Source organism: Variovorax sp. CF313 (genome assembly GCF_000282635.1).
Lineage (GTDB): Bacteria > Pseudomonadota > Gammaproteobacteria > Burkholderiales > Burkholderiaceae_C > Variovorax.
Window position 1 is genome coordinate 1 of the sequence record NZ_AKIW01000045.1, and the last position, 21,966, is coordinate 21,966.

Below are 21,966 nucleotides of genomic sequence, written 5' to 3' on the forward strand. Positions count from 1 at the left end.
ACTCTTTGCGAGCGTGCTGATGGCCGGCGGCCTGGCCGGCTGCATCATGCTGCCTCCGCCCCCTCCACCCATGCTCCATGGTCCCGCGCCGGGCTTTCGCGGCGAAGGGCCGCCGATGAACTACGGCGCGCGCAGGCCGCCGCCGCTCGGCTGGGAAGCCTGCGACGGCGCGCGGGACGGCTGCATGCGCGGCATGCCGGGCCAACCCGACGCCCAGGCTCCAGGAGCCCGTTGATGACCGGGGCGCAATTGCACTCCGGCAACCTCGGCACGGTCATCGCCGGCGTGATCCTCCTCGGCATGGCCGGCGTGGCCTGCATGATGTTTTCGCTGTTCATCACCAACCTGCGGCAGGGCGCGAGGGCGCGCGAGCTCGCGGCGCAGGCCCGCGACGAGGCGCAGCAAAGGCTGGGCGCGAGCCGCGTACAGGACCTGCGGCCGCTGCTCGATGCCGCCCCGGCCTGCCGGGGCATCCGCCTCGACATCCAATTGCCGCCAGAGGCCGTTCCCGTGCTGGCGATAGAGAACGAGCTGCGCGATCTGCTCGCCAAGGTCGCGGCATATGCGGCCAGCGTGATGCGCGCGGGCGCGACGCTGCAGGTTTGCGCCCAGGCGGAGGGCGGGCAGGCGGTGATCCACTGGCGCGACCTCGATGCCGTCGACGTGCGGCCGCCGCTGGCGAGGTTCTTCGACAACGCCCACACGGCGGCAGTCGGTGCCAGCGCCCGGACCTGCGAGCGCATCGCCAGCCACCATGGCGGACGCATCTACTCGGCGCCGCATGCAGGAGGCGTGCTGGGGCTGACGCTGCGCCTGCCGCTGCTGGCCGGCGAGCGCGTTCAGGGATTGACCGGCTGACTGATCGACGCCGGCCGGAACGGGCCTCCTGGAACTCCGCGCCATACTCGCGGTCCCACGGTGCCGCCGCCTTTCTTTCCCGATGCCGAACGTGCGATCCATTGCTTCTCCGACCTCTTTTCTCCGTGCGCTCGCCGCGAGCGCGGCCCTTCTCGCTGCCGGTGCACTGCATGCGCAGGCCTTGCCGGCGGGCGTGCACCTTGGCATGTCGGCCGAGGAACTGCGGGCCGTGCTGCCCGCGGCCGAGCGTGTGCAGCGCCCGCAGCGGCTGAGCGGCGGACTGGCCGGCAGCTGGCGCGCGGCCCCGGTCGAGATGGCGGGGCTGCTGTTCGAGCCGACCTTCTTCTTCGCCGCCTCGGAGCTGCGCCGCGTCGAATACGTGGCGACGGCGCAGGCCACGCCCGACAACGGCGCGGCGGCCTTCGCGGCGCTCGTGCGATGGGGCCGAGGGGCGTTCGGCAATGAACTCGCATCGCACGACCCGGGCAGCGCGTACGCCGCATGGGTGAGCAACGACACCGACGTCTACGTGCAGCAGCAGGCCGGCGATCCGCGCCGCGCGAGCGTGCGGCTGGTCTACAAGGCGCGGCAGCTGCGCGACGGCAGCGAACTCTGAGCGCCGCCGCGCCATGGGAAGTTGTCCTGCAAGCCGATTCGAATCCGTCCGGCCGGCGGCGCCCGGCAGGCGGAGAGACTGCCGTCTCCAAATTCTTCATGGAGACGACGATGCCCGAGGCCAGCGAGGTCCGCATTCCGCAGGACGATGAGCAGATTGATGTCACCGACCTGAAAGAGGTCGACTACTGGACAAAATGGTTCGGCGTGACCGAGGCTCGCCTGCGCACGGCCGTGGCGTCTGCCGGCACGCGCAGGGACGATCTGCGCGTCTACCTCGGGCTACCCTGAAGCGGCTGCAGCCGAGCTGCTTCAGGCTGCGGCCAGCATGCCCCGTTCCTCGATGAACGCGACCACCTCGGCCACGCCGGTGAGCGTCTTGAGGTTCGTCATCACGTAGGGCCGCTGGCGGCGCATGCGCTGCGTGTCCTGCTCCATCACGTCGAGGTTCGCGCCCACGTAGGGGGCGAGGTCGGTCTTGTTGATGACGAACAGGTCGCTCTTGGTGATGCCGGGGCCGCCCTTGCGCGGAATCTTTTCGCCGGCCGCCACGTCGATCACGTAGATCGTGAGGTCCGACAGCTCGGGGCTGAAGGTGGCCGCGAGGTTGTCGCCGCCGGATTCGACGAACACGATGTCGGCGTCCGGAAAATCCTCGAGCATGCGGTCGATGGCTTCGAGGTTGATCGACGCGTCCTCGCGGATGGCGGTGTGCGGGCAACCGCCCGTCTCGACGCCCATGATGCGTTCAGCCGGCAGCGCGCCAGACACCGTCAGCAGACGCTGGTCTTCCTTGGTATAGATGTCGTTGGTGATGGCGATCAGGTCGTACTTGTCGCGCATCGCCTTGCAGAGCATCTCGAGCAGCGTGGTCTTGCCCGAGCCGACCGGGCCGCCGATGCCTACGCGCAGCGGGGGCAGTCTCTTGGTGCGATGGGGGATGTGGTGCAGGGCGGAGGTCATGGAGGGGGTGTCCGGTTCAGCTTCGGAAGAGGCGGGAATATTGTGTTTCATGACGGGCCGACAACACCGCCAGCAGGGGCGCGAAGGCCTGGCGCTGGTCGTCGCCGAGGGCCATGGCGCGGGCCACGGCATCCGGGATTTCCTGCGCCAGCCGCCCCAGGATGCGCTGGCCCGCGCTCTGGCCGAGCGGCACGGCCTTGACGGCGGCGGCGACCATGTTCTCGGCCCAGCCGAAGGCGAAGGCCAGGCAGCCGTCGTGCACCGTGGCGCCGGTGCGGCCGACCGCGAAGGCGAAGGCGATGGGGTAGCTCGCGGGCAGGTCGGTGAATACTTCGGCCGTGTCGGCGTGGTGCAGCTTGAGCCACTCGACGAAGGAGCGGCCCATCTGTTCGGTCTGCAGGAAAAATTCGGCCGATTCGCGGGTGCTCATCACCCACTGATTGAGTTCGCGGATGCGCGGCATGTCGTTGGCGCGCCAGGCCGCGATGGCCTGCGCGAAGGCCGCGAGATCGCCGCGCGCGAAGCTCAGGTGCAATTGGTCGGCGAGCCATTCGGCGGCCTTGGCCTCCGAGTCGACGCCGGCCCATTCCACTGCCGCCTCGATGCCTTCGGAATACGAGAAGCCGCCCACGGGCAAGGCCGGCGAGGCGAGCCAGATGAGCTGCAGCAAGCTGTTGGCGCTGACTGGGTTGGGCATGTCAGTTTTTCACTGCGCGACTTTGTTCGGGGCGCGTGCACAGGCCACCGGGCGCTCCCCTCCGCGAATGTCCCCCGTCGGCGTGAGCGCGCCCCGGATCACGCATGGCCATGCTCGTCGAGCAGTTCCGGCGCGAGCACGAGCGGCTTCGGGCCTTTGCTGCCGCCATGCGAGTGCCCATGGCCGTGGCTGTGACCCCCGCTGTGCGAATGCTCATGCGAACCATAGGCGCCGTTCTCGGGTTCGAAGGCTTCTTCCACCGCCACGACGATCAGGTGCATCGAACGCAGCATGTCGGCCAGCACATGGTCGGGCTCGATCTTGAGATGGTCGGGCCTGAGCTCGATCGGCACATGCCGGTTGCCCAGGTGATAGGCCGCGCGCGTCAGGTCGAAAGGCGTGCCGTGGGCCGTGCAATGCGTGATGCGCAGCACGGGCTGCGGCGCGGCGATGACGCGGACCAGCGAGCCGTCTTCGGCCACCAGCACATCGCCACCCCGCACGGCGGTGCCGCGCGGCAGGAACACGCCGATCTGGCGGCCCTGCGAGTCGGTGGCGTCGAAGCGGCTTTTCTGGCGAATGTCCCAGTCGAGCTCGATGGTGGCGGCGCGCTTGAGCAGAACGGGCGCAAGGCCGCGGCCCTGGGGCATGAGTTTGTTGGCGGTGAGCATGGTGGCTTGCGGCTCCAAATGAGGCGGGCTAATATAACGTTCGTTATAACTTCTGTTCAACGGAGCGTTCAATGTCCGCCCTCAAACTGACTCAGATCGGTAACTCTGTCGGCATCATCCTGCCCAAGGAAGTGCTGGCGAGCATGAACGTGGGCAAGGGCGACACCGTCTACCTCACGCAGGCCGCCAACGGCGGGGTCACGATCACGCCGTACGACGACGAGTTCGAGCGGCAGATGGAGGCGGCGCGCCGCGTCATGAAGAAGCGGCGCAATGTTCTGCGCGAGCTTGCCAAGTGAACGCCGCCAACCAACACTGGGTCTGGCTGAACCTGAGTGTGATCCAGTTGGTCCATGAAGAACAGCTCGCCGAGCATGGTGGTCCCGCCGGTGTGCGTGACGAGGGAATGCTTGCATCCGCCATGGGCCGACCGCAGAACCGCGCGATGTACGAATCTCCCGATGCGGCCACGCTGGCCGCGAGCTACGCATTCGGCATCGCCCGCAACCACCCGTTCGTGGACGGCAACAAGAGAACCGCATTCGTTGCGATGGAAACTTTCCTCGATCTCAACGGATTCGAGCTCCTCGCGTCCGACGAGGACTGCGTACTGAAGACGCTCGGCCTCGCGGCGGGGGAGATCGACGAAGCCTCCTTTGCCCAATGGATTCGCGAGCACCTCGCACCGCGCAGCCCCTGACATTCAAAACAGGAAATACCGCTGCGCCATCGGCAGCAGCTTCGCCGGCTCGCAGGTCAGCAGGTGCCCGTCGGCGCGCACCGCGTAGGTCTGCGCATCGATCTCCATCCTCGGCGTGTAGCCGTTGTGGATCAGATCCTTCTTGCGCACGTTGCGGATGTTCTTCACCGCGCTGAGGTTCTTGCTCAGGCCGTAGCGTTCCTTGATGCCCGAGGCCAGACCGGCCTGCGAGACGAAGGTCAGCGAGCTTTTCGCGAGGGAACCGCCGTACGCGCCGAACATCGGCCGATAGTGCACCGGCTGTGGCGTGGGTATCGACGCGTTCGGGTCGCCCATCGCAGCCATCGCGATGGTGCCGCCCTTCAGGATGGTGAAGGGCTTCACGCCGAAGAAGGCCGGCTTCCAGATCACGATGTCGGCCCACTTGCCGACTTCGAGCGAGCCGACCTCGTGCGCGATGCCGTGCGCAATGGCCGGGTTGATCGTGTACTTGGCGACGTAGCGCCTGGCGCGGAAGTTGTCGTTGCGCTCGTTGTCCTCCGGCAGCGTGCCGCGCTGCAGCTTCATCTTGTGCGCGGTCTGCCAGGTGCGGATGATGACTTCGCCCACACGCCCCATGGCCTGGCTGTCGGAGCTGAACATGCTGATCGCGCCGAGATCGTGCAGCACGTCTTCGGCGGCAATCGTTTCCTTGCGGATGCGCGATTCGGCAAAGGCCAGGTCTTCGGCGATGCCGGCGTCGAGGTGGTGGCACACCATGAGCATGTCGACGTGTTCGTCGAGCGTGTTCACGGTGTAGGGCATCGTGGGGTTGGTGGAGGAGGGCAGGAAGTTGGCCTCGCCCACCACGCGCAGGATGTCGGGCGCATGGCCGCCGCCCGCACCTTCGGTGTGGAAGGCGCAGATGGCGCGCCCGCCCACGGCCGCGATAGTGTTCTCGACAAAGCCCGATTCGTTGAGCGTGTCGCTGTGGATGGCCACCTGCGTGTCGGTGGCGTCGGCCACGTCGAGGCAGTTGCTGATGGCCGCGGGCGTGGTGCCCCAGTCTTCGTGCAGCTTCAGGCCGATGACGCCGGCTTCGATCTGCTCGTGCAGCGCGTGAGGCAGGCTCGCATTGCCCTTGCCGAGGAAGCCCAGGTTCATCGGGAACGCATCGGCCGCCTGCAGCATGCGCTCGATGTGCCAGGGGCCGGGCGTGGCGGTGGTCGCGAAGGTGCCGGTGGCGGGGCCGGTGCCGCCGCCGAGCATGGTGGTCACGCCGGAGGTCAGCGCCTCCTCGATCTGCTGCGGGCAGATGAAGTGGATGTGGCTGTCGATGCCGCCGGCGGTGACGATGTTGCCCTCGCAGCTGATGATCTCGGTGCCCGGGCCGATGACGATGTCCACGCCCGGCTGCACGTCGGGGTTGCCGGCCTTGCCGATGGCGGCGATGCGGCCGTCCTTCAGGCCGATGTCGGCCTTGACGATGCCCCAGTGGTCGAGGATGAGCGCGTTGGTCAGTACCGTGTCGACAGCACCCTGCAAACGCGTGCGCTGCGATTGCGCCATGCCGTCGCGAATCGTCTTGCCGCCGCCGAACTTCACCTCTTCGCCGTAGCCGCCGGCGCGCAAGGTGTAGTCAGCCTCGACTTCGATCAGCAGGCCGGTGTCGGCAAGACGGACCCGGTCGCCCACGGTGGGGCCGAAGATTTCTGCGTAGGCACGTCGCCCGATGGTGGCCATGTTTAAAGCTTCCCTTGAACCAGGCCGCGAAAGCCGTAGACGATGCGATCGCCCGAAAAATCGACCAGTTCGACCGTGCGCTGCTGGCCCGGTTCGAAGCGCACCGCGGCGCCCGATGCGATGTTCAGCCGCATGCCGCGCGCGGCCTCGCGGTCGAAGCCGAGCGCGCCGTTGGTCTCGGCGAAGTGGTAGTGCGAGCCGACCTGGATCGGCCGGTCGGCGGTGTTGCGCACCACCAGCGTGAGGGTACGGCGGCCGGGGTTGAGCGTGTGCTCGCCGTCGCCGGTGAGGAGTTCGCCGGGGATCATGTTCAGACGGCCTGTGCCAGCAGCGACGCACCGAGCACCACGACCGCGGCGCCGGCCACGCGCGGCAGCCATGCGTTGGCGTGACGCAGCGCCCAGCCTACTGCGATGCCCGCGAGGTGCAGCAGCACGGTCGCGCCGGCCATGCCGGCCAGCGTGAGGGCCGCGCCTTCTTCGCTCGCCAGTTCGTGGCCGTGGGCCACGCCATGGAAAACGGCGAACACGCCGACGACCGCCATGGCGACCACGGCCGGCAGGTGAACGCGCGTGGCCACCAGCAGGCCGAGCACCAGCAGCGAGGCCGCGATCATCGGCTCGACCGCCGGCAGCTGCACGCCGGCCAGGCCCATCAGCGCGCCCACCAGCAGCATGCCGGCGAAGGCCAGCGGCGCCCAGAGCAGGTCGGGCCAGGCGCGGCGCGCGGCCAGCGCGCTCCAGAGGCCGACCGCGACCATGGCGGCGAGGTGGTCGGCGCCGGTCAGCGGATGCAGGAACCCCGTGGTGAAGCCGTGGTGCAGGCCGCCGTCGACGCCGGTGTGGGCGCTGGCTGCGAGGGGCAGCACGAGGGCGGAGAACAGTGCGAAGCTTCTGGAAGCAGTGGTCTTGCGCATGGAAAGAATCCTTCTTGTTCGGGGTGTGTCAGACGATCGGCTGGTGGACGGTCACCAGCTTGGTGCCGTCCGGGAAGGTGGCTTCGACCTGGATGTCCGGGATCATCTCGGCGATGCCGTCCATCACGTCGGCGCGGGTCAGCACGCCGCGCCCGTCGCTCATGAGCTCCGCAACGCTCTTGCCGTCGCGGGCGCCTTCCATTACAGCGGCCGAAATCAGGGCGATGGCTTCGGGGTAGTTGAGCTTCAGGCCGCGGGCCTTGCGGCGTTCGGCGAGCAGCGCCGCGGTGAAGATCAGCAGCTTGTCTTTTTCGCGCGGAGTCAGTTCCATGGGATCGGCATCGGGTGGCGGAGGGTGGCGGCCATTATGGGCAAGCCGGCTTCGTTGCAACAGTCGTGCCCTGTTCGCCAAAAGTCGTACGGGTGGCACGAAAGATGCACCGAAACGGTGTGAATCCCGATGCCACACCCACCAGCCCCGACGACGCCCCCCAGCGCATCGTCAAGGTGCGGCGCGACTACAACAGCTGGGTGGCCAGCGAGACGCTGGAGGACTACGCGCTGCGCTACACGCCGCAGCGCTTTCGCAAGTGGTCCGAATGGCGGGTGGCCAACACCGCCTTCGGGGCGGCGTCGTTCCTGATCCTGGAAGCGGTGGGCGCCACGCTGCTGGTGCAGTACGGCTTCGCCAACGCCTTCTGGGCGATCCTGGCGACCGGGCTCATCATCTTCCTGGCAGGCGTGCCGATCAGCGTGTATGCGGCGCGCTACGGCGTCGACATGGATTTGCTCACGCGCGGCGCGGGTTTCGGCTACATCGGCTCCACGCTCACCTCGCTGATCTACGCGAGCTTCACTTTCATCTTCTTTGCGCTCGAGGCGGCGGTGATGGCCTATGCGCTGGAACTGGCACTGGGCATCCCGCCTGTGTGGGGCTACCTGGTGTGCGCGCTGGTGGTGATCCCGCTGGTCACGCACGGCGTGTCGGCCATCAGCCGGCTGCAGCTGTGGACGCAGCCGCTGTGGCTGCTGATGCTGGTGGTGCCTTTTGCCTACGTGCTGGTGCGCGATCCTGGTGCATTTGCGGGCATCGTGCACTACAACGGGGTTCGCTCGGGCACGGGTGGCTTCAATTTGCACCTGTTTGGCGCTGCGCTCACGGTCGGCATCGCGCTGATCACGCAGATGGGCGAGCAGGCCGACTACCTGCGCTTCATGCCCGCGCGCACCGCGGCCACGGCGCGCCGCTGGTGGGGCGCGGTGCTGGCCGGAGGGCCGGGCTGGGTGGTGCTGGGCGTGCTCAAGATGCTGGGCGGGGCGCTGCTGGCCTACCTGGCGCTCACGCACATGGTGCCGGCCGACCGTGCGGTCGATCCGAACCAGATGTACCTCGCGGCCTACGAGTACGTGTTTCCGCACTACGGCTGGGCGGTGGCGGCCACGGCGCTGTTTGTGGTGATCTCGCAGCTCAAGATCAATGTCACCAACGCCTATGCCGGTTCGCTGGCCTGGAGCAATTTTTTCTCGCGCGTGGCGCACAGCCACCCGGGGCGCGTGGTGTGGGTGGTGTTCAACGCGCTGATCGCCTTCATGCTGATGGAGATGAACGTGTTCGAGGCGCTGGGCGACGTGCTCGGTCTGTTCGCCAACATCGCCATCGCCTGGATGATGGCCGTGGTGGCCGACCTCGTCATCAACAAGCCGCTGGGGCTGTCGCCGCCGGGCATCGAGTTCAAGCGCGCGCACCTGTGGGACATCAACCCGGTGGGCGTGGGCGCGATGGCGCTGGCCTCGGTGCTGTCGATCACCGCGCACCTGGGCATGTTCGGTCCGCTGGCGCAGGCCTTCTCGGCGTTGATCGCGCTCGGCACGGCGCTGGTGGCATCGCCGCTGCTGGCCTGGGCGACGGGGGGCAAGTACTACCTGGCGCGCGGCTCCGATGAACACCACGGTGCGGTGGCTTTCGCGCCTGCCGGAGGTCCGCGCACGGTGCGCTGGGCCAAGGTCGAGACCGGCAGCTACCAACGCCTGAAGGTGCAGCATTGCGTGATCTGCGAGCGCGAGTACGAGGGGCCGGACATGGCGCATTGCCCCGCCTACCAGGGCGCGATCTGTTCGCTGTGCTGCACGCTCGATGCGCGCTGCGGCGACCTGTGCAAGCCGCATGCGAGCCTCTCGTCGCAGTGGTCCGGCGTGCTGCGCTGGCTACTGCCGCGGCGCAGCTGGCGCTACCTCGACACGGGGCTCGGCCACTTCCTGCTGCTGATGCTGGTCATCGTGCCGCTGCTGGCCGTGGTGTTCGGCGTGCTCTACCAGCAGGAGCTGCGCGCGTTCGGCGAAGGCGCGCTGGAGCTGGCCTCCGAGGCCGACGTGGCTGCGGCGCTGGCAGGCGTGCAGAAGCTGTCGCTGCGCTCGGGCTTCCTCAAGGCGTACATGGCGCTGCTGGTCATCGCGGGCATCGTTGCGTGGTGGCTGGTGCTGGCGCACCAGAGCCGCAAGGTGGCGCAGGAAGAATCGAACCGGCAGACCCACCTGCTGGTGCGCGAGATCGAACTGCACCGCGAGACCGACCGCGCGCTGCAGGCCGCCAAGCAGGCGGCCGACGAGGCGCGCGAGATCGCGGAGCAGGCCAAGCTCGCGGCCGAGCAGGCCAAGCAGGCCGCCGACCAGGCCAACCAGGCCAAGAGCCGCTACATCAGCGCCATCAGCCACGAACTGCGCACGCCCCTCAACAGCATCCTCGGCTATGCGCAGCTGATGGGCGAAGACCATTCGGTGCCGCCGCACCGCCAGCAGGCGGTAGCGGTCATCAAGCGCGGCGGCGAGCACCTGCTGTCGCTCATCGAGGGCACGCTCGCCATCGCGCACATCGAGGCCGGCAAGCTCACGCTGCATGCGCGGCCGATGCGCTTCGCCGACACGATGCGCGAACTGGCCGATATGTTCGAGCTGCAGGCGGCGGAGAAGGGGTTGCAGTTCCACTTCGATGCTGCAGGCGCGTTGCCCGAGGTGGTGCGCGCGGATGAAAAGCGCGTGTGCCAGATCCTCATCAACCTGCTGGGCAACGCGATCAAGTTCACGGCGGCCGGGCAGGTCACGCTGCGGCTGGCCTATGCGCGCGAGTTCGCGTCGGTGGAGATCGAGGACACCGGACCGGGCATGCCGGCCGGGGACATCGAGCGGATCTTCGAGCCGTTTGCGCGCGGGAATGCAGCGGGCGCATCGGCCGCGCCGGGCGCGGGCCTGGGGCTCACCATCGCCAAGATGCTGACCGACCTGATGGGCGGCGAGATGAAGGTGCAGAGCACGCCTGGCGTGGGCTCGCTGTTCTGCGTGCGCCTGTTCCTGCCGCGCGTGCACGACGCCATGGCCGGCACCGGCCGGCCGCTGCCGGTGCAGCGCGCGCGGCGCGGCTACGAAGGCCCGCGCCGCCGCCTGCTGGTGGTCGACAACGAGGAGGCCGACCGCGACCTTCTGGGGCATGTGCTCGCGCCGCTGGGCTTCGAACTGCGCAGCGCGGCCAGCGGGCACGATGCGCTGGACCTCATCGCCGCCGGCTACCGGCCCGACGCGATGTTCGTCGACCTCGCGATGCCTGGCATCGACGGCTGGGAGACGATCCGCCGCGCGCGCAAGCTGGGGCTGACCGAGGCCTCGGTGGCCATCGTCTCGGCCAACGCCTTCGACAAGGGGCTCGACAACGACGTGGGCATTGCGCCCGAAGACTTCTTCGTGAAGCCCGTGCGCCACTCGGAGCTGCTCGACTGGCTCGAACGCCGGCTCGGGCTGCAATGGACCGACACCGCCGCCGGGCCTGCGCCGGTTGCAGTTGCGCGCCCGCTGCTGCCACCTTCGCTGGAGCGCCTGCGCGTGCTCGAGGAAGCGGTGGGGCTGGGCTACTTCCGCGGCATCATGAACCAGCTCGACGCCATCGACGCGGCGCAGCCCGAATGCAGTGCATGGACTGAGGCCCAGCGCACGCTGGCGCGCCAGTTCCAGTTCGAAGCCATGAGCCGTGCGCTCGCCGACGCCGTCGAAAGCGCCGCATGACACAGACGCCACCTCCCGCCGCGGAAACATCGCCGCTCGCCAGGACGCTGCGCGAGCAGCAGGGCGCCAACAGCGATCTCGTGCTGATCGTCGACGACGTGCCCGACAACCTCGCCGTGCTGCACGACGCGCTCGACGAATCGGGCTATACCGTGCTCATCGCCACCAACGGCGAACAGGCGCTGCAGCGCGCCGCCCAGGCGCGGCCCGACATCGTGCTGCTCGACGCGATGATGCCGGGCATCGACGGCTTCGAAGTGGCGCGCCGGCTCAAGGCCGATGCGGCCACGTCGCACATTCCCATCGTGTTCATGACCGGGCTCACCGAGACCGAACACCTCGTGGCCGCGCTGGAAGCCGGGGGCGTCGACTACGTCACCAAGCCCATCAAGCCGAAGGAAGTGCTCGCGCGCATGAACGTGCACCTGCAGGGCGCGCGCCGCGCGCGGCAGGACGCGCGGCAGGCCGGGCAGGCGCGCAACGCGCTCGATGCCTTCGGCTACGCGAGCATCACCGTGCGCCTGCCCGAAGGCCGGCTGATCTGGCAGACGGCCCTCGCGCGCGACCTGCTGCAGCGCTACTGCGACACGCGCGCGCCCGAGACGCCGCCCGCGGTGCTCGAATGGCTGCGCAGCCACACGCCCGACGCGCGCCAGCGCGGCATCGAGCCGCCGGCGCTGTCCATTGTGCAGGGCGCCAGCAGCCTCACGCTGCGCCTGCACCAGCAGACCAGCAGCGACGACGACGGCGACGAGTGGATGATCGTCATGCGCGAGGTGTCCGACACTGGCGTGATCGAGGCCATGAGCCTGAGCCTGAAGCTCACGGCGCGCGAGGCCGAGGTGCTGTACTGGGTGGTCAAGGGCAAGACCAACAAGGACATCGGCGAGATCCTCGGCAGCAGCCCGGCCACCGCCAAGAAGCACCTCGAGCGGGTGTACGTGAAGCTCGGCGTGGAGACGCGCACGGCCGCGGCCGGCGTGGCCATCAAGCGCATCCGCGAGCTGCAGCCGCAGTTCGAGATCTGAGGTTCGATGGCCGCCGGTTCCCCGCGCCGTGTCATGGCGCCTGCTTGCAGCGTCCCTAGAATGGTTCAAGGTCCACCGGACGCGCGCGATGAAGAACAACAGGCACAACAGGACAACAACCCGACCGACATGCCGCGGCTGGATGCTTGCTGCTTCCTGCCTGTTCGTGAGCCTGGGCGCGAGTCCTGGCGCACGGGCCGCCGGCCATTTCGACGTGGACGACGCCAGCACGCTCGACCCGGGCCAATGCCAGTACGAGACCTGGTGGAGCCGCACGGGCACGGAGCCGGTCACGGGGTTCCACCTCGGGCCCGCCTGCCGGGTGGGTCCCATCGAGCTGGGCCTGAACTTCGACCGCACCTCGGTGCAGGGCGTGCACTCGGTCATCGGCGGGCCGCAGGTCAAATGGAATTTCTACGGGCAGGCGGCGGATGCGCCGTTCAGCGCCGCCGTGTCGGCCGGCATCGTCTCGGACCTGCGGCGCGGCGGCCGCATGGGTGGGCAGTTCGTCGTGCCGATGACGTGGCGCCCGGCCAGCAGCCTGCAGGTGCATGTCAACTTCGGTGCCGACTGGGCGCTGGGCACCGGCCTTCGCACGCCGCGCGGCGGCGCGGGCGTCGAATGGGCGCTGAACGACACCGTGTCGCTCATCGCAGAACGCAACCGTGCGGCGGGCGTCTGGACTTCGCGCATCGGCGGGCGTTTCAGCCTCACGCCGCTGATCAGCGTGGACGTGAGCGCGTCGCGCACCGGGCCGCAGGGCGTGCGCGGCTTCGCGATCGGGCTGAACCACGAATTCACCTGGAAGTGAGCCTGCCGCAGGAGGCGCTGTATCCGATTTCCGCGAATCCCATCGATGGGCCTGGTTGTCGATCGAGTATCCGGCCCTGCGCAATTTTTGATTCCGACTGCAAAAGATTTGGTGACAACCTCCCATGCCTGATCCCGTGACGACATCGCCCGTGCTGGACTTCAAGTTCGCTGCTCCTCCCCTCGATTCCGCGGCTCATCCTTCGGGCAACCCCTTGGGCATGGCGGCACGCAATCGGACACCCAGGCCCGTGCGCAACCCGAACCTGCGCGGCCTGCAGTGCCTGCGGTGCGATGCGCTCTTCCCCCTCGCGCTGGCGCACGACGGATGTCCCGCGTGCAGGCGCGGAGGCCTTCACGTCGCGCTGCGCGCCAGCTACCTGTCCGGCAGCGCCGAAGCGATGCCCATGCCCTACACCTCCGGCTTCGCGCTGGGCGAAGGGCAGACGCCGCTGCAGGACGTGCCCGAGCTGGCGCGGCAGTTCGACGTGGGTCGGCTGGCCATCAAGGACGAGTCTTGCAATCCCACCGGCTCGCACAAGGACCGCATGACCGCGGTGGGCGTGGCGCAGGCGCTCGATTTCGACGTCCACACGCTGGTGCTGGCCTCGTCGGGCAACGCGGCCGTGTCGGCGGCGCACTACGCATGGGCCGCGGGCCTGGGCTGCGAAGTGGCCACCTACGAAGGCATGCCGGCCACCTATGCGCGGCAGCTCGATGCACTCGGCGCGCGGCGCTATGTATTCGCCGACAACGCGGGCCGCTGGGCCTTCGTGCGCGAGCGTGCGCAGCACCCCGGCTACTTCGCGCTGACCAACTACCGCCTGCCCGCGCTGGGCAGTGCGCCGCTGGCAATCGAAGGCTACAAGCCGATCGCGCTCGAATGCGTGGCCGATGGCGGGTTGCCGGACCACATCGTGATTCCCACCGCGCGCGGCGACCTGGCCTGGGGCATCTACGCGGGCTTTCGCGACCTGCTGGCCGCGGGGCGCATCGCACGCCTGCCGAGGCTCTGGCTCGTGGAGCCGTTCCCGCGCCTGGCGCGCGTGCTCGCGGGCGGCCCCCTCAACGACAGCTACCCGGGCCACACCGCGCAGTTCTCCACCGCCGGAGCCACCGTCACCTACCTGCAGTGGCAGGCCGCCGCCGCGACGGGCGGCGGCGCGGTGGTCGTGGGCGACAACGAAGCGCGCGCCGCGCGCCGGCTGCTCTCGGCGTCCGGCATCAGCGCCGAGCTGTGCGCGGCCGGCGGCCTGGCCGCCCTGCGGCAGCTGCGCGAGAGCAACGCCGTCGCGGCCGACGCGCATGTGGTGCTGATGCTGACCGCCAGCGCGGCCGGCGATCCGAGCTGGCCCGACCGTCCTGTCTAGCCTTCGGCCTGCAGCCGCAGTAGGAGGCGAGCCCCTTACTTCGCGTCGCTGTAGACCGTGGCGCGCGACACGCCCATGTGCGCCGCGGCAATCTCGGCGCCCCGGCGGACCTCCAGCATGCCGGCCTTCTTCAGTTCCTGCACCAGCTGCTTGCGGTCGGCGGGCTTCAGCGAGCGCGACGTGGTCGCGCGCGACGCCGCGAACTCGTCGATGCGCGCGTGGATGCGGTCCGAGTGGTTGCCGCCGCTCTCGAGGTGCTCGTGCACATCCTTGTCGTCGATCTTTGTGAACTGCGAGATCGCGCTCTGGAAGCTCTGGAACAGCGTGAGGTCGACGTTGAGGCACAGCGCGGCCACGTATTCGCCGCTGTCGTCCTTGATGCCGATGGACGTGCTCTTGACCTTGCGCCCGTCGGGAAAGGTGTTGGCGTAGTTCGCGATCACCGCCGGAAACTCCGGGTCGCGGATGCGAGCGAGGCCCAGCTCGGTGACCGGCTGGCCGACCTCGCGGCCGCTCAGGCTGTTCTCGATGGCGTAGATCGCGTTCTTCGGGTTGCTCAGGTCGTGCACCACCACTTCGCAGAAGGGCGCAAAAGTCTGGCCCAGGCCTTCGGCCATGTTGCGCAGCATGTCCAGGAGCTGCTTGTTCGGCTTCTTCTTCATGCCGTGGAATGTATCCAGCTCTGGACGGACAATCCAATTCATACAAAAAGTACAGTGTTGGATGTATTATCTAATTTTGTACTGGAGCCCGCGAATGACCGCGAGAGAACGCGCACGCTATGTCGATCCCCGCACCGGCAGGCACTACGACCTGTCCGAACGCCGATGGCGCTCCGACGACGGCCACCCGATGATGGTCACGCCGCTGCCCGGCATCGGGCGCGACGACATCGATTCGCGCGTCCGCTCGCTGTGGCGCTACCGCGCGGCGCTGCCCGTGGCGATCGACCAGCCCGCGAGCATGGGCGAAGGCTGCACGCCGCTGGTGCAGAAGCGGTGGGGCGGCTTCGAGCCTTACTTCAAGCTCGAGTGGTTCAATCCGACCTGCAGCTTCAAGGACCGAGGCGCGGCGGTGATGATGTCTTTCCTGCGGCAGATCGGCGTCGATGCGGTGCTGGAAGACAGCTCCGGCAACGGCGGCGCGGCGATTGCGGCGGCCGGCGCGGCGGCGGGCATGCGCGTGAAGGTGCTCGCGCCGAGCTACACGCCCGCGCCGAAGGTGGCGCAGATCCGGGCCTTCGGCGCGGAGGTACAACTGGTGCCGGGGCCGCGCGAAGAGTCCGAATATGAGGCGGTGCGCCAGTCGGAATCGATCTTCTACGCGAGCCACAACTGGCATCCGTTCTTCCTGCAGGGTACGAAGACGCTGGCCTACGAGCTGTGGGAAGACCTGGGCTTCACCGCGCCCGACAACGTCGTGATTCCGACCGGCGCGGGCAGCAATGTGCTCGGCTGCTGGATCGGCTTCAAGGAACTGCTGGCGGCGGGGCAGATCGCGAAGCTGCCCCGCATCTTCGTGGCGCAGCCGCTGAACTGCTCGCCGATCGATGCGAGTTTCATGGCGGGCGCCGAGACGCTGGTGGAGCGCATCGTGCGGCCGACGATTGCCGAAGGCACGGCGATCAGGCGGCCCGTGCGCCTGCAGGAAATCCTGCAGGCGCTGCGCGAGACGGATGGCAAGACGGTGGCGCTGACCGAGGAGCAGATCGCGGCGGCGGTGCGCCGGCTGGCAGCGAGCGGGCTCTACGCGGAGCCGACGTCCGCCTCGGCAGCGGCGGCCATCGAGGTGCTGGCGCAGCGCGGCGACATCAAGGCCAGCGAGACGACGGTCGCGTTGCTGACCGGCACTGGCCTGAAATCGACGCAGTTCATGACCGAGCTGTTCGGCGCCGCCGTCGCCGTGTAGCCAGCACTACCAGGGCCACGCGATGCGTGTGCCCGTTCCCGTTTCGTCGGCGCGCGCATGCAGCAGGCGAGCGACGGTCAGGTCCTGCAGCGCGAGGCCGGTCATGTCGAAGACGGTGATGTCGGCGAGGGCTCGCTCGAAGGGCGTCTTGCCGCTCAGCAGGTCGCCCAGTTCGATGCATGCCGTGTCGGGCGCCCATTGGGTTTCGCCGATCTGCTGCGCCTGCGTCCGGTCGTCGACGAACAGCCGCACGCGCGGCAGCAGGCCGTCGGGAAGTTCGCGCTTGCCCCGGGTGTCCGCGCCGACGCAGTTCAGGTGCGTGCCGGGCCGAACGGCTTCGAGATCGAAGAGCGCGCCGCCGCCCGGGGTGGCGGTGATCACGATGTCGCTCCGGGCGACTGCAGCGTTGCGGTCGGTGGCCGGCGCGATGTTGCAGCGGCCGGCGAAATGCGCCTCGAACGCCGCATTGCGCTGGCCGTTTGCGCTCACATAAAGAACCTCGCGCAGCGAGGGCATCAGCCGCAGCGCGAAGTCGAGCTGGATGCGCGCCTGTACGCCGGTGCCGAAGAGGCACAGCCGCGTGCTGTCGGCACGTGCGAGCTGCTGCAGGCCGAGCCCGCCTGCCGCGCCGGTGCGCACGGTCGTCACCGTGTTGCCGTCGATGACGCACAGCGGCCGGCCTGTCGCGGGGTCGATCAGCAGGATCGTCGCCTGGTGCGGCTCGCCGCCGCGCTGCCGGTTGTTTGGCCAGAAGCCGGCGGCCTTGAAGCCGAGCAGGTCCTGGGCCTGCACGTCGCCGGACTTGATGCCGAACACCCCACCCGTACGCAGCGGCTCGCGCACGACCGGAAAGACGCGGCCCTCGCGTTCGCTGTGCAGCACGAAGGCCTCGCGCACGGCCTGCAGCACGTCGTCGGGGGAGAGGAGGGTGTCGACCTGGTGCTTGTCGAGCAGCAGGAGCTGGGCATTGGAAGGCGCGATCGCGGATGTCATTTGGAAATATTATCTACTTCCAGACAAAACATCAAACCCCCGGGCATTGGCGGGCTGTCAGCGTCCGGTGTGAACCTTGATCCGGATGGTCGCCACGTCCCATCCCCGGTTCTTGAGCCGCGTCACCAGCATCGGCGACAGCTGGCGCAGCTTGGCGGCCGCGGCGCTGCCCTTGACCAGCAGGCACCAGACGTCGCCCTCTGCCGGTCCGGCCTGGATGGCGCTGCGCATGGCCGGCGGGATCAATCCCTCGACGGCCTTGAGCCGCTCCGCAGCGTCGCGTGCGCGCGCCATCAGGCTGCCCAGGGTGGGCGAGCCTTCCGCTGCGTCCTGCAGCGAGATGGGAGGGGGCGTGCGGCGATACATGGGTAATCCAGGGGTTAGAAACAAGACAGCTAAAATGCCCGGTTTGCCGGCGTTCGCGCCGGAAAAAGGCCGCTTGCTTTCAAGCTTGATTTTGAAGCGGGCGCGCCCAACTGCTTTCACCATATCTTAGGGAATCCGGTCGCAGTGCCTGCCGTATCAGGCGCCCGCCCATCTCCACCCAATGGCAACCAACTTCCTGACCCAGATCTTCGGCAGTCGCAACGACCGGCTCCTTAAGCAGTATCGCAAGACGGTGGAACGCATCAATGCGCTCGAACCCGAGTTCGAGAAGCTCAGCGACGATGCGCTGCGCGCCAAGACACAGGAGTTCAAGGACCGCATCGCCAAGGGCGAAACGCTCGACGACCTGCTGCCGGAAGCCTTCGCCACCGTGCGCGAAGGCTCCAAGCGCGTCATGAAGATGCGCCACTTCGACGTCCAGCTGCTCGGCGGCATGGCGCTGCACAACGGCAAGATCTCCGAAATGCGTACCGGCGAAGGCAAGACGCTGACCGCCACGCTGCCGGTGTACCTGAATGCGCTGTCGGGCCAGGGCGTGCACGTGGTCACGGTGAACGACTACCTGGCCAACCGCGACGCGACCTGGATGGGCCGCCTCTACAACTTCCTCGGTCTCTCGGTGGGCATCAACCTGCCGCAGATGCCGCGCGAGGAAAAGCAGGAGGCCTACCGCAGCGACATCACGTACGGCACGAACAACGAATACGGCTTCGACTACCTGCGCGACAACATGGTCTACGAGCCCGGCGACCGGGTCCAGCGCGGGCTGAACTATGCGATCGTCGACGAAGTGGATTCGATCCTGATCGACGAGGCCCGCACGCCGCTGATCATCAGCGGCCAGGCCGAAGACCACACCGACCTTTACCTTGCCATCAACAAGGTGGTGCCGCTGCTCACCAAGCAGGAAGGCGAAGCCGATCCGCGCACGGGCGAGGGCGTCACGGTGCCCGGCGACTTCACGGTCGACGAGAAGACCCACCAGGTGTTCCTGACCGAAGACGGCCACGAGAATGCCGAGCGCATCCTGGGCGAGCTGAAGCTGATTCCCGAGGGCGCATCGCTCTACGACCCGGCCAACATCACGCTGATGCATCACCTGAATGCGGCGCTGCGTGCACGCCACCTGTACCACCGCGACCAGCACTACGTGGTGCAGCAGGGCGAGGTGGTCATCGTCGACGAATTCACCGGCCGCCTGATGACGGGCCGCCGCTGGAGCGACGGCCTGCACCAGGCCGTGGAAGCCAAGGAAGGCGTGGAGATCCAGGCCGAGAACCAGACGCTGGCTTCCATTACCTTCCAGAACTACTTCCGCCTGTACGGCAAGCTGGCCGGCATGACCGGCACGGCCGATACCGAAGCCTACGAGTTCCAGGAGATCTACGGCCTCGAGACCGTCATCATCCCGCCCAACCGCGTCAGCAAGCGCGAAGACCAGCTCGACCGCGTCTACAAGACGACGCGCGAGAAGTACGAGGCGGCCATCCAGGACATCCGCGAGTGCTACGAGCGCGGCCAGCCGGTGCTGGTGGGCACCTCGTCCATCGAAAACTCGGAAATCATCGACGGCCTGCTCACGCAGGTGGGCCTGCCGCACCAGGTGCTGAATGCCAAGCAGCATGCGCGCGAAGCCGACATCGTGGCGCAGGCCGGCCGCACGAAGATGATCACCATCGCGACCAACATGGCCGGCCGCGGCACCGACATCGTGCTGGGCGGCAACATCGAGAAGATGATCGAGGCGATCGAGAACGACGAAGGCCGCGATGAAGCCACCAAGCAGGCCGACATCGAGCACGTGCGTGCCGAGTGGACCAAGGACCACGAGTTCGTCAAGTCGCTCGGCGGCCTGCGCATCATCGCGACCGAGCGCCACGAATCGCGCCGCATCGACAACCAGCTGCGCGGCCGTTCGGGCCGCCAGGGCGACCCGGGCTCCTCGCGCTTCTACCTGAGCCTGGACGATCCGCTGATGCGCATCTTCGCGGGCGACCGCGTGAAGGCGATCATGGACCGCCTGAAGATGCCCGACGGCGAAGCCATCGAGGCCGGCATCGTCACGCGCAGCATCGAGAGCGCGCAGCGCAAGGTCGAGGCGCGCAACTTCGACATCCGCAAGCAGCTGCTCGAATACGACGACGTGTCGAACGACCAGCGCAAGGTGATCTACCAGCAGCGCAACGACATCCTCGATGCGGGCGACCTCACGGCGCAGATCGCGGCGCTGCGCGAAGGCTGCTTCACCGACCTCGTGCGCCAGTACGTGCCCAGCGAATCGGTCGAAGAGCAGTGGGACCTGGGCGGGCTCGAGAAGAGCTTGTTCAACGAGTGGGGCATCGACATGCCGCTCAAGAAGGAAGTCGAAGCCTCGGACGCCATCGCCGACGATGACATCGTCGAGAAGGTGCTCAAGAACGCCAACGAAACCTTCGACGCCAAGGTCGCGCTGATCGGACAGGAGAACTTCACCCAGTTCGAGCGCATGGTGCTGCTGCAGAGCATCGACACGCACTGGCGCGAGCACCTGGCCTCGCTCGACTACCTGCGCCAGGGCATTCACCTGCGCGGCTATGCGCAGAAGCAGCCCAAGCAGGAATACAAGCGCGAAGCCTTCGAGCTCTTCGGCCAGCTGCTCGACTCGGTGAAGAACGAAGTCACGCGCCAGCTGATGACAGTGCGCGTGCAGTCGGGCGAGCAGCTCGAGGAAGCCGCGGAAGCGATGGAAAACCGTGGCGAGAACGTCTCGAACATCACCTACTCGGCACCGACCGAGACGGGCGAGGTCGAGATCCGCGTAGACGAGGAAAACCAGCGCCGCATCGCGGCTGCCGGCCTGGGCGCGCTCAGCGCGGAGGCCGCGGCTTTCGCGCGCGTCGGCCGCAACGATCCGTGCCCCTGCGGCAGTGGCAAGAAGTACAAGCAGTGCCACGGCAAGCTCAGCTGACCCCGCAACCCATTCGTTAGAGAAATCGCCATGCCAGTGAACCTGTCCGCTCCCGATCCTGCCGCCTTGTTCGCGGTGCCCGGCGTCCGCATCGGCGTGGCCGAAGCAGGCGTACGAAAGGCCAACCGCAAGGACCTGACGGTCGTGCTGATCGACGAAGGCTCGGCGGTCGGCGGGGTGTTCACCCAGAACCGTTTCTGCGCCGCGCCGGTGCAGGTCTGCCGCGACCACCTGGCCGCGAACTACGGCATCCGCGCGATGGTGATCAACACCGGCAATGCGAACGCCGGCACGGGCGAAGACGGCCTGATGCGCACGCGCTCCACCTGCATTGCGCTCGCGCGCAAGCTGGAGATCGCGCCCGAGCAGATCCTGCCGTTTTCCACCGGCGTGATCATGGAGCCGCTGCCCGTCGACCGCATCGAGGCGGGCCTGCCGGCCGCACTGGCCGATGCCGATGCGAACCACTGGGCGCGCGCGGCCGAGGGCATCATGACCACCGACACGATCCCCAAGGCCTTCAGCCAGCAGGTGCAGATCGGCGGTGCCACGGTCGCCATCACCGGCATCAGCAAGGGTGCCGGCATGATCCGCCCGAACATGGCGACCATGCTGGGCTTCATGGCGACCGACGCGAAGATCGATCCCTCGCTGATCCAGCCGCTGGCCAAGCTGTTGGCCGATGCTTCGTTCAACCGCGTGACCATCGACGGCGACACCTCGACCAACGACTCGTTCGTGGTCATCGCCACGCAGAAGGCGGCGCACGCCCCCATCACCTCGCTCGACTCGGCCGATGGCCAAGCGCTGGTGGCCGCGATGCAGAATGTGGCTCGCCAGCTGGCGCAGGCCATCGTGCGCGACGGCGAAGGCGCGACCAAGTTCATCACCATCCAGGTCGACGGCGGCAAGGACGTTGCCGAGTGCAGGCAGGTGGCGTACGCGGTGGCGCATTCGCCGCTGGTCAAGACGGCCTTCTATGCCAGCGACCCGAACCTGGGCCGCATCCTCGCGGCTGTGGGCTACGCGGGCATTGCCGACCTCGACCAGACCGGCATCGACCTGTTCCTCGACGACGTGCACGTGGCGGTCAAGGGCGGGCGCAACCCGTCGTACCGCGAGGAAGACGGCCAGCGCGTGATGAAGCAGAGCGAGATCACTGTGCGCATCGGCCTGGGCCGCGGCAATGCCAGCGAGACCGTGTGGACCTGCGACTTCAGCCACGAATACGTGACGATCAACGCCGACTACAGATCCTGATGACCCCCACGCTCCGCACTTCGTGTCGTCGCTGCCCCCCGAGGGGGCGCTCTACGCCCTTCGGACGGCCG

At 67.9% G+C, this 21,966-nt stretch carries 22 protein-coding genes and 1 pseudogene; 13 read left to right on the forward strand and 10 right to left on the reverse strand.

The annotated features are described in order from the left end of the window. The 4 genes and pseudogenes from PMI12_RS13495 to PMI12_RS13510 form a co-directional block, all read left to right on the forward strand. A pseudogene (locus tag PMI12_RS13495) lies at window positions 1-235 on the forward strand (hypothetical protein); the annotation flags it as partial. Next, entirely contained in the window at window positions 235-858 is a 624-nt protein-coding gene (locus PMI12_RS13500; RefSeq protein ID WP_007833180.1) for a hypothetical protein, read from the forward strand. The pseudogene PMI12_RS13495 and the gene PMI12_RS13500, both read left to right, overlap by 1 nt. Window positions 859-940: 82 nt before the next feature. Beyond that, window positions 941-1,474: a hypothetical protein gene (locus tag PMI12_RS13505; RefSeq protein ID WP_042673368.1), complete on the forward strand. Its 534-nt coding sequence runs from the start codon at window positions 941-943 to the stop codon at window positions 1,472-1,474. A gap of 98 nt (window positions 1,475-1,572) precedes the next feature. Beyond that, complete coding sequence (locus tag PMI12_RS13510) at window positions 1,573-1,764, forward strand: DUF3606 domain-containing protein (RefSeq protein ID WP_235507977.1); 192 nt, start codon at window positions 1,573-1,575, stop codon at window positions 1,762-1,764. A 21-nt stretch (window positions 1,765-1,785) separates the two neighbouring features. Here the strand turns inward: PMI12_RS13510 and ureG are convergent, their stop codons facing one another. The 3 genes from ureG to ureE all read right to left on the reverse strand — a co-directional run bounded on the left by ureG (window position 1,786) and on the right by ureE (window position 3,804). Further along, window positions 1,786-2,436 (reverse strand): urease accessory protein UreG, encoded by a 651-nt coding sequence (gene ureG / locus PMI12_RS13515; RefSeq protein ID WP_007833183.1) that lies wholly within the window; start codon window positions 2,434-2,436, stop codon window positions 1,786-1,788. A 16-nt stretch (window positions 2,437-2,452) separates the two neighbouring features. Further along, the gene (locus PMI12_RS13520; protein ID WP_007833192.1) at window positions 2,453-3,133 is read right to left on the reverse strand and encodes an urease accessory protein UreF; all 681 of its coding nucleotides are present in this window, start codon (window positions 3,131-3,133) and stop codon (window positions 2,453-2,455) included. Window positions 3,134-3,231: 98 nt separating this feature from the next. Next, entirely contained in the window at window positions 3,232-3,804 is a 573-nt protein-coding gene (ureE, locus tag PMI12_RS13525; RefSeq protein WP_007833194.1) for an urease accessory protein UreE, read from the reverse strand. A gap of 71 nt (window positions 3,805-3,875) precedes the next feature. Here ureE and PMI12_RS13530 point away from each other — a divergent pair, with 71 nt between their 5' ends. Together PMI12_RS13530 and PMI12_RS13535 are read left to right on the forward strand one after the other, a co-directional pair. Next, on the forward strand, window positions 3,876-4,103 hold the full coding sequence (locus PMI12_RS13530) for an AbrB/MazE/SpoVT family DNA-binding domain-containing protein (RefSeq protein WP_007833196.1): 228 nt from the start codon (window positions 3,876-3,878) through the stop codon (window positions 4,101-4,103). After that, window positions 4,100-4,504 (forward strand): type II toxin-antitoxin system death-on-curing family toxin, encoded by a 405-nt coding sequence (locus tag PMI12_RS13535; RefSeq protein ID WP_007833199.1) that lies wholly within the window; start codon window positions 4,100-4,102, stop codon window positions 4,502-4,504. The genes PMI12_RS13530 and PMI12_RS13535 overlap by 4 nt, the downstream gene beginning before the upstream one ends. 3 nt (window positions 4,505-4,507) lie before the next feature. Here the strand turns inward: PMI12_RS13535 and ureC are convergent, their stop codons facing one another. From ureC to PMI12_RS13555, 4 genes are read right to left on the reverse strand one after another with little or no spacing between them, the layout of a single operon-like run. Next, window positions 4,508-6,226: an urease subunit alpha gene (gene ureC / locus PMI12_RS13540; protein ID WP_007833200.1), complete on the reverse strand. Its 1,719-nt coding sequence runs from the start codon at window positions 6,224-6,226 to the stop codon at window positions 4,508-4,510. 2 nt (window positions 6,227-6,228) lie between these two features. Next, window positions 6,229-6,534: an urease subunit beta gene (locus PMI12_RS13545; RefSeq protein WP_007833201.1), complete on the reverse strand. Its 306-nt coding sequence runs from the start codon at window positions 6,532-6,534 to the stop codon at window positions 6,229-6,231. A gap of 2 nt (window positions 6,535-6,536) precedes the next feature. Next, on the reverse strand, window positions 6,537-7,142 hold the full coding sequence (locus PMI12_RS13550; protein ID WP_007833202.1) for a HupE/UreJ family protein: 606 nt from the start codon (window positions 7,140-7,142) through the stop codon (window positions 6,537-6,539). A 28-nt stretch (window positions 7,143-7,170) separates the two neighbouring features. Beyond that, the gene (locus tag PMI12_RS13555; RefSeq protein ID WP_007833203.1) at window positions 7,171-7,473 is read right to left on the reverse strand and encodes an urease subunit gamma; all 303 of its coding nucleotides are present in this window, start codon (window positions 7,471-7,473) and stop codon (window positions 7,171-7,173) included. A 104-nt stretch (window positions 7,474-7,577) separates the two neighbouring features. Between PMI12_RS13555 and PMI12_RS13560 the strand changes: the two genes are divergently transcribed. The 4 genes from PMI12_RS13560 to PMI12_RS13575 all read left to right on the forward strand — a co-directional run bounded on the left by PMI12_RS13560 (window position 7,578) and on the right by PMI12_RS13575 (window position 14,400). Beyond that, entirely contained in the window at window positions 7,578-11,192 is a 3,615-nt protein-coding gene (locus tag PMI12_RS13560; protein ID WP_007833204.1) for a hybrid sensor histidine kinase/response regulator, read from the forward strand. Beyond that, on the forward strand, window positions 11,189-12,220 hold the full coding sequence (locus PMI12_RS13565; protein ID WP_007833205.1) for a response regulator transcription factor: 1,032 nt from the start codon (window positions 11,189-11,191) through the stop codon (window positions 12,218-12,220). Before PMI12_RS13560 ends, PMI12_RS13565 begins: the two co-directional genes overlap by 4 nt. Window positions 12,221-12,362: 142 nt before the next feature. Then, a complete protein-coding gene (locus tag PMI12_RS13570) occupies window positions 12,363-13,031 on the forward strand; it encodes a hypothetical protein (RefSeq protein ID WP_007833206.1) in 669 nt (222 codons plus the stop codon). 124 nt (window positions 13,032-13,155) lie between these two features. Beyond that, window positions 13,156-14,400: a threonine synthase gene (locus PMI12_RS13575; RefSeq protein ID WP_007833207.1), complete on the forward strand. Its 1,245-nt coding sequence runs from the start codon at window positions 13,156-13,158 to the stop codon at window positions 14,398-14,400. Between the two features lie 35 nt (window positions 14,401-14,435). Here the strand turns inward: PMI12_RS13575 and PMI12_RS13580 are convergent, their stop codons facing one another. Continuing rightward, on the reverse strand, window positions 14,436-15,062 hold the full coding sequence (locus PMI12_RS13580) for a helix-turn-helix transcriptional regulator (RefSeq protein WP_042673369.1): 627 nt from the start codon (window positions 15,060-15,062) through the stop codon (window positions 14,436-14,438). A 94-nt stretch (window positions 15,063-15,156) separates the two neighbouring features. On the opposite strand from PMI12_RS13580, the gene PMI12_RS13585 reads away from it, so the two are divergent. Then, window positions 15,157-16,308: a threonine synthase gene (locus PMI12_RS13585; protein WP_007833215.1), complete on the forward strand. Its 1,152-nt coding sequence runs from the start codon at window positions 15,157-15,159 to the stop codon at window positions 16,306-16,308. 6 nt (window positions 16,309-16,314) lie between these two features. Here PMI12_RS13585 and PMI12_RS13590 read toward each other — a convergent pair whose 3' ends face one another. Together PMI12_RS13590 and PMI12_RS13595 are read right to left on the reverse strand one after the other, a co-directional pair. Next, window positions 16,315-17,301 carry an ornithine cyclodeaminase family protein gene (locus PMI12_RS13590; RefSeq protein ID WP_007833217.1) on the reverse strand — a complete coding sequence of 329 codons (987 nt, stop codon included), beginning with the start codon at window positions 17,299-17,301 and terminating at the stop codon, window positions 16,315-16,317. A gap of 57 nt (window positions 17,302-17,358) precedes the next feature. Continuing rightward, window positions 17,359-17,667 carry a hypothetical protein gene (locus PMI12_RS13595; RefSeq protein ID WP_007833220.1) on the reverse strand — a complete coding sequence of 103 codons (309 nt, stop codon included), beginning with the start codon at window positions 17,665-17,667 and terminating at the stop codon, window positions 17,359-17,361. A gap of 181 nt (window positions 17,668-17,848) precedes the next feature. Here PMI12_RS13595 and secA point away from each other — a divergent pair, with 181 nt between their 5' ends. Further along, window positions 17,849-20,635: a preprotein translocase subunit SecA gene (gene secA, locus PMI12_RS13600; RefSeq protein ID WP_007833222.1), complete on the forward strand. Its 2,787-nt coding sequence runs from the start codon at window positions 17,849-17,851 to the stop codon at window positions 20,633-20,635. 30 nt (window positions 20,636-20,665) lie between these two features. After that, window positions 20,666-21,895 carry a bifunctional glutamate N-acetyltransferase/amino-acid acetyltransferase ArgJ gene (gene argJ, locus PMI12_RS13605; RefSeq protein ID WP_007833223.1) on the forward strand — a complete coding sequence of 410 codons (1,230 nt, stop codon included), beginning with the start codon at window positions 20,666-20,668 and terminating at the stop codon, window positions 21,893-21,895. Window positions 21,896-21,966 lie beyond the last annotated feature (71 nt).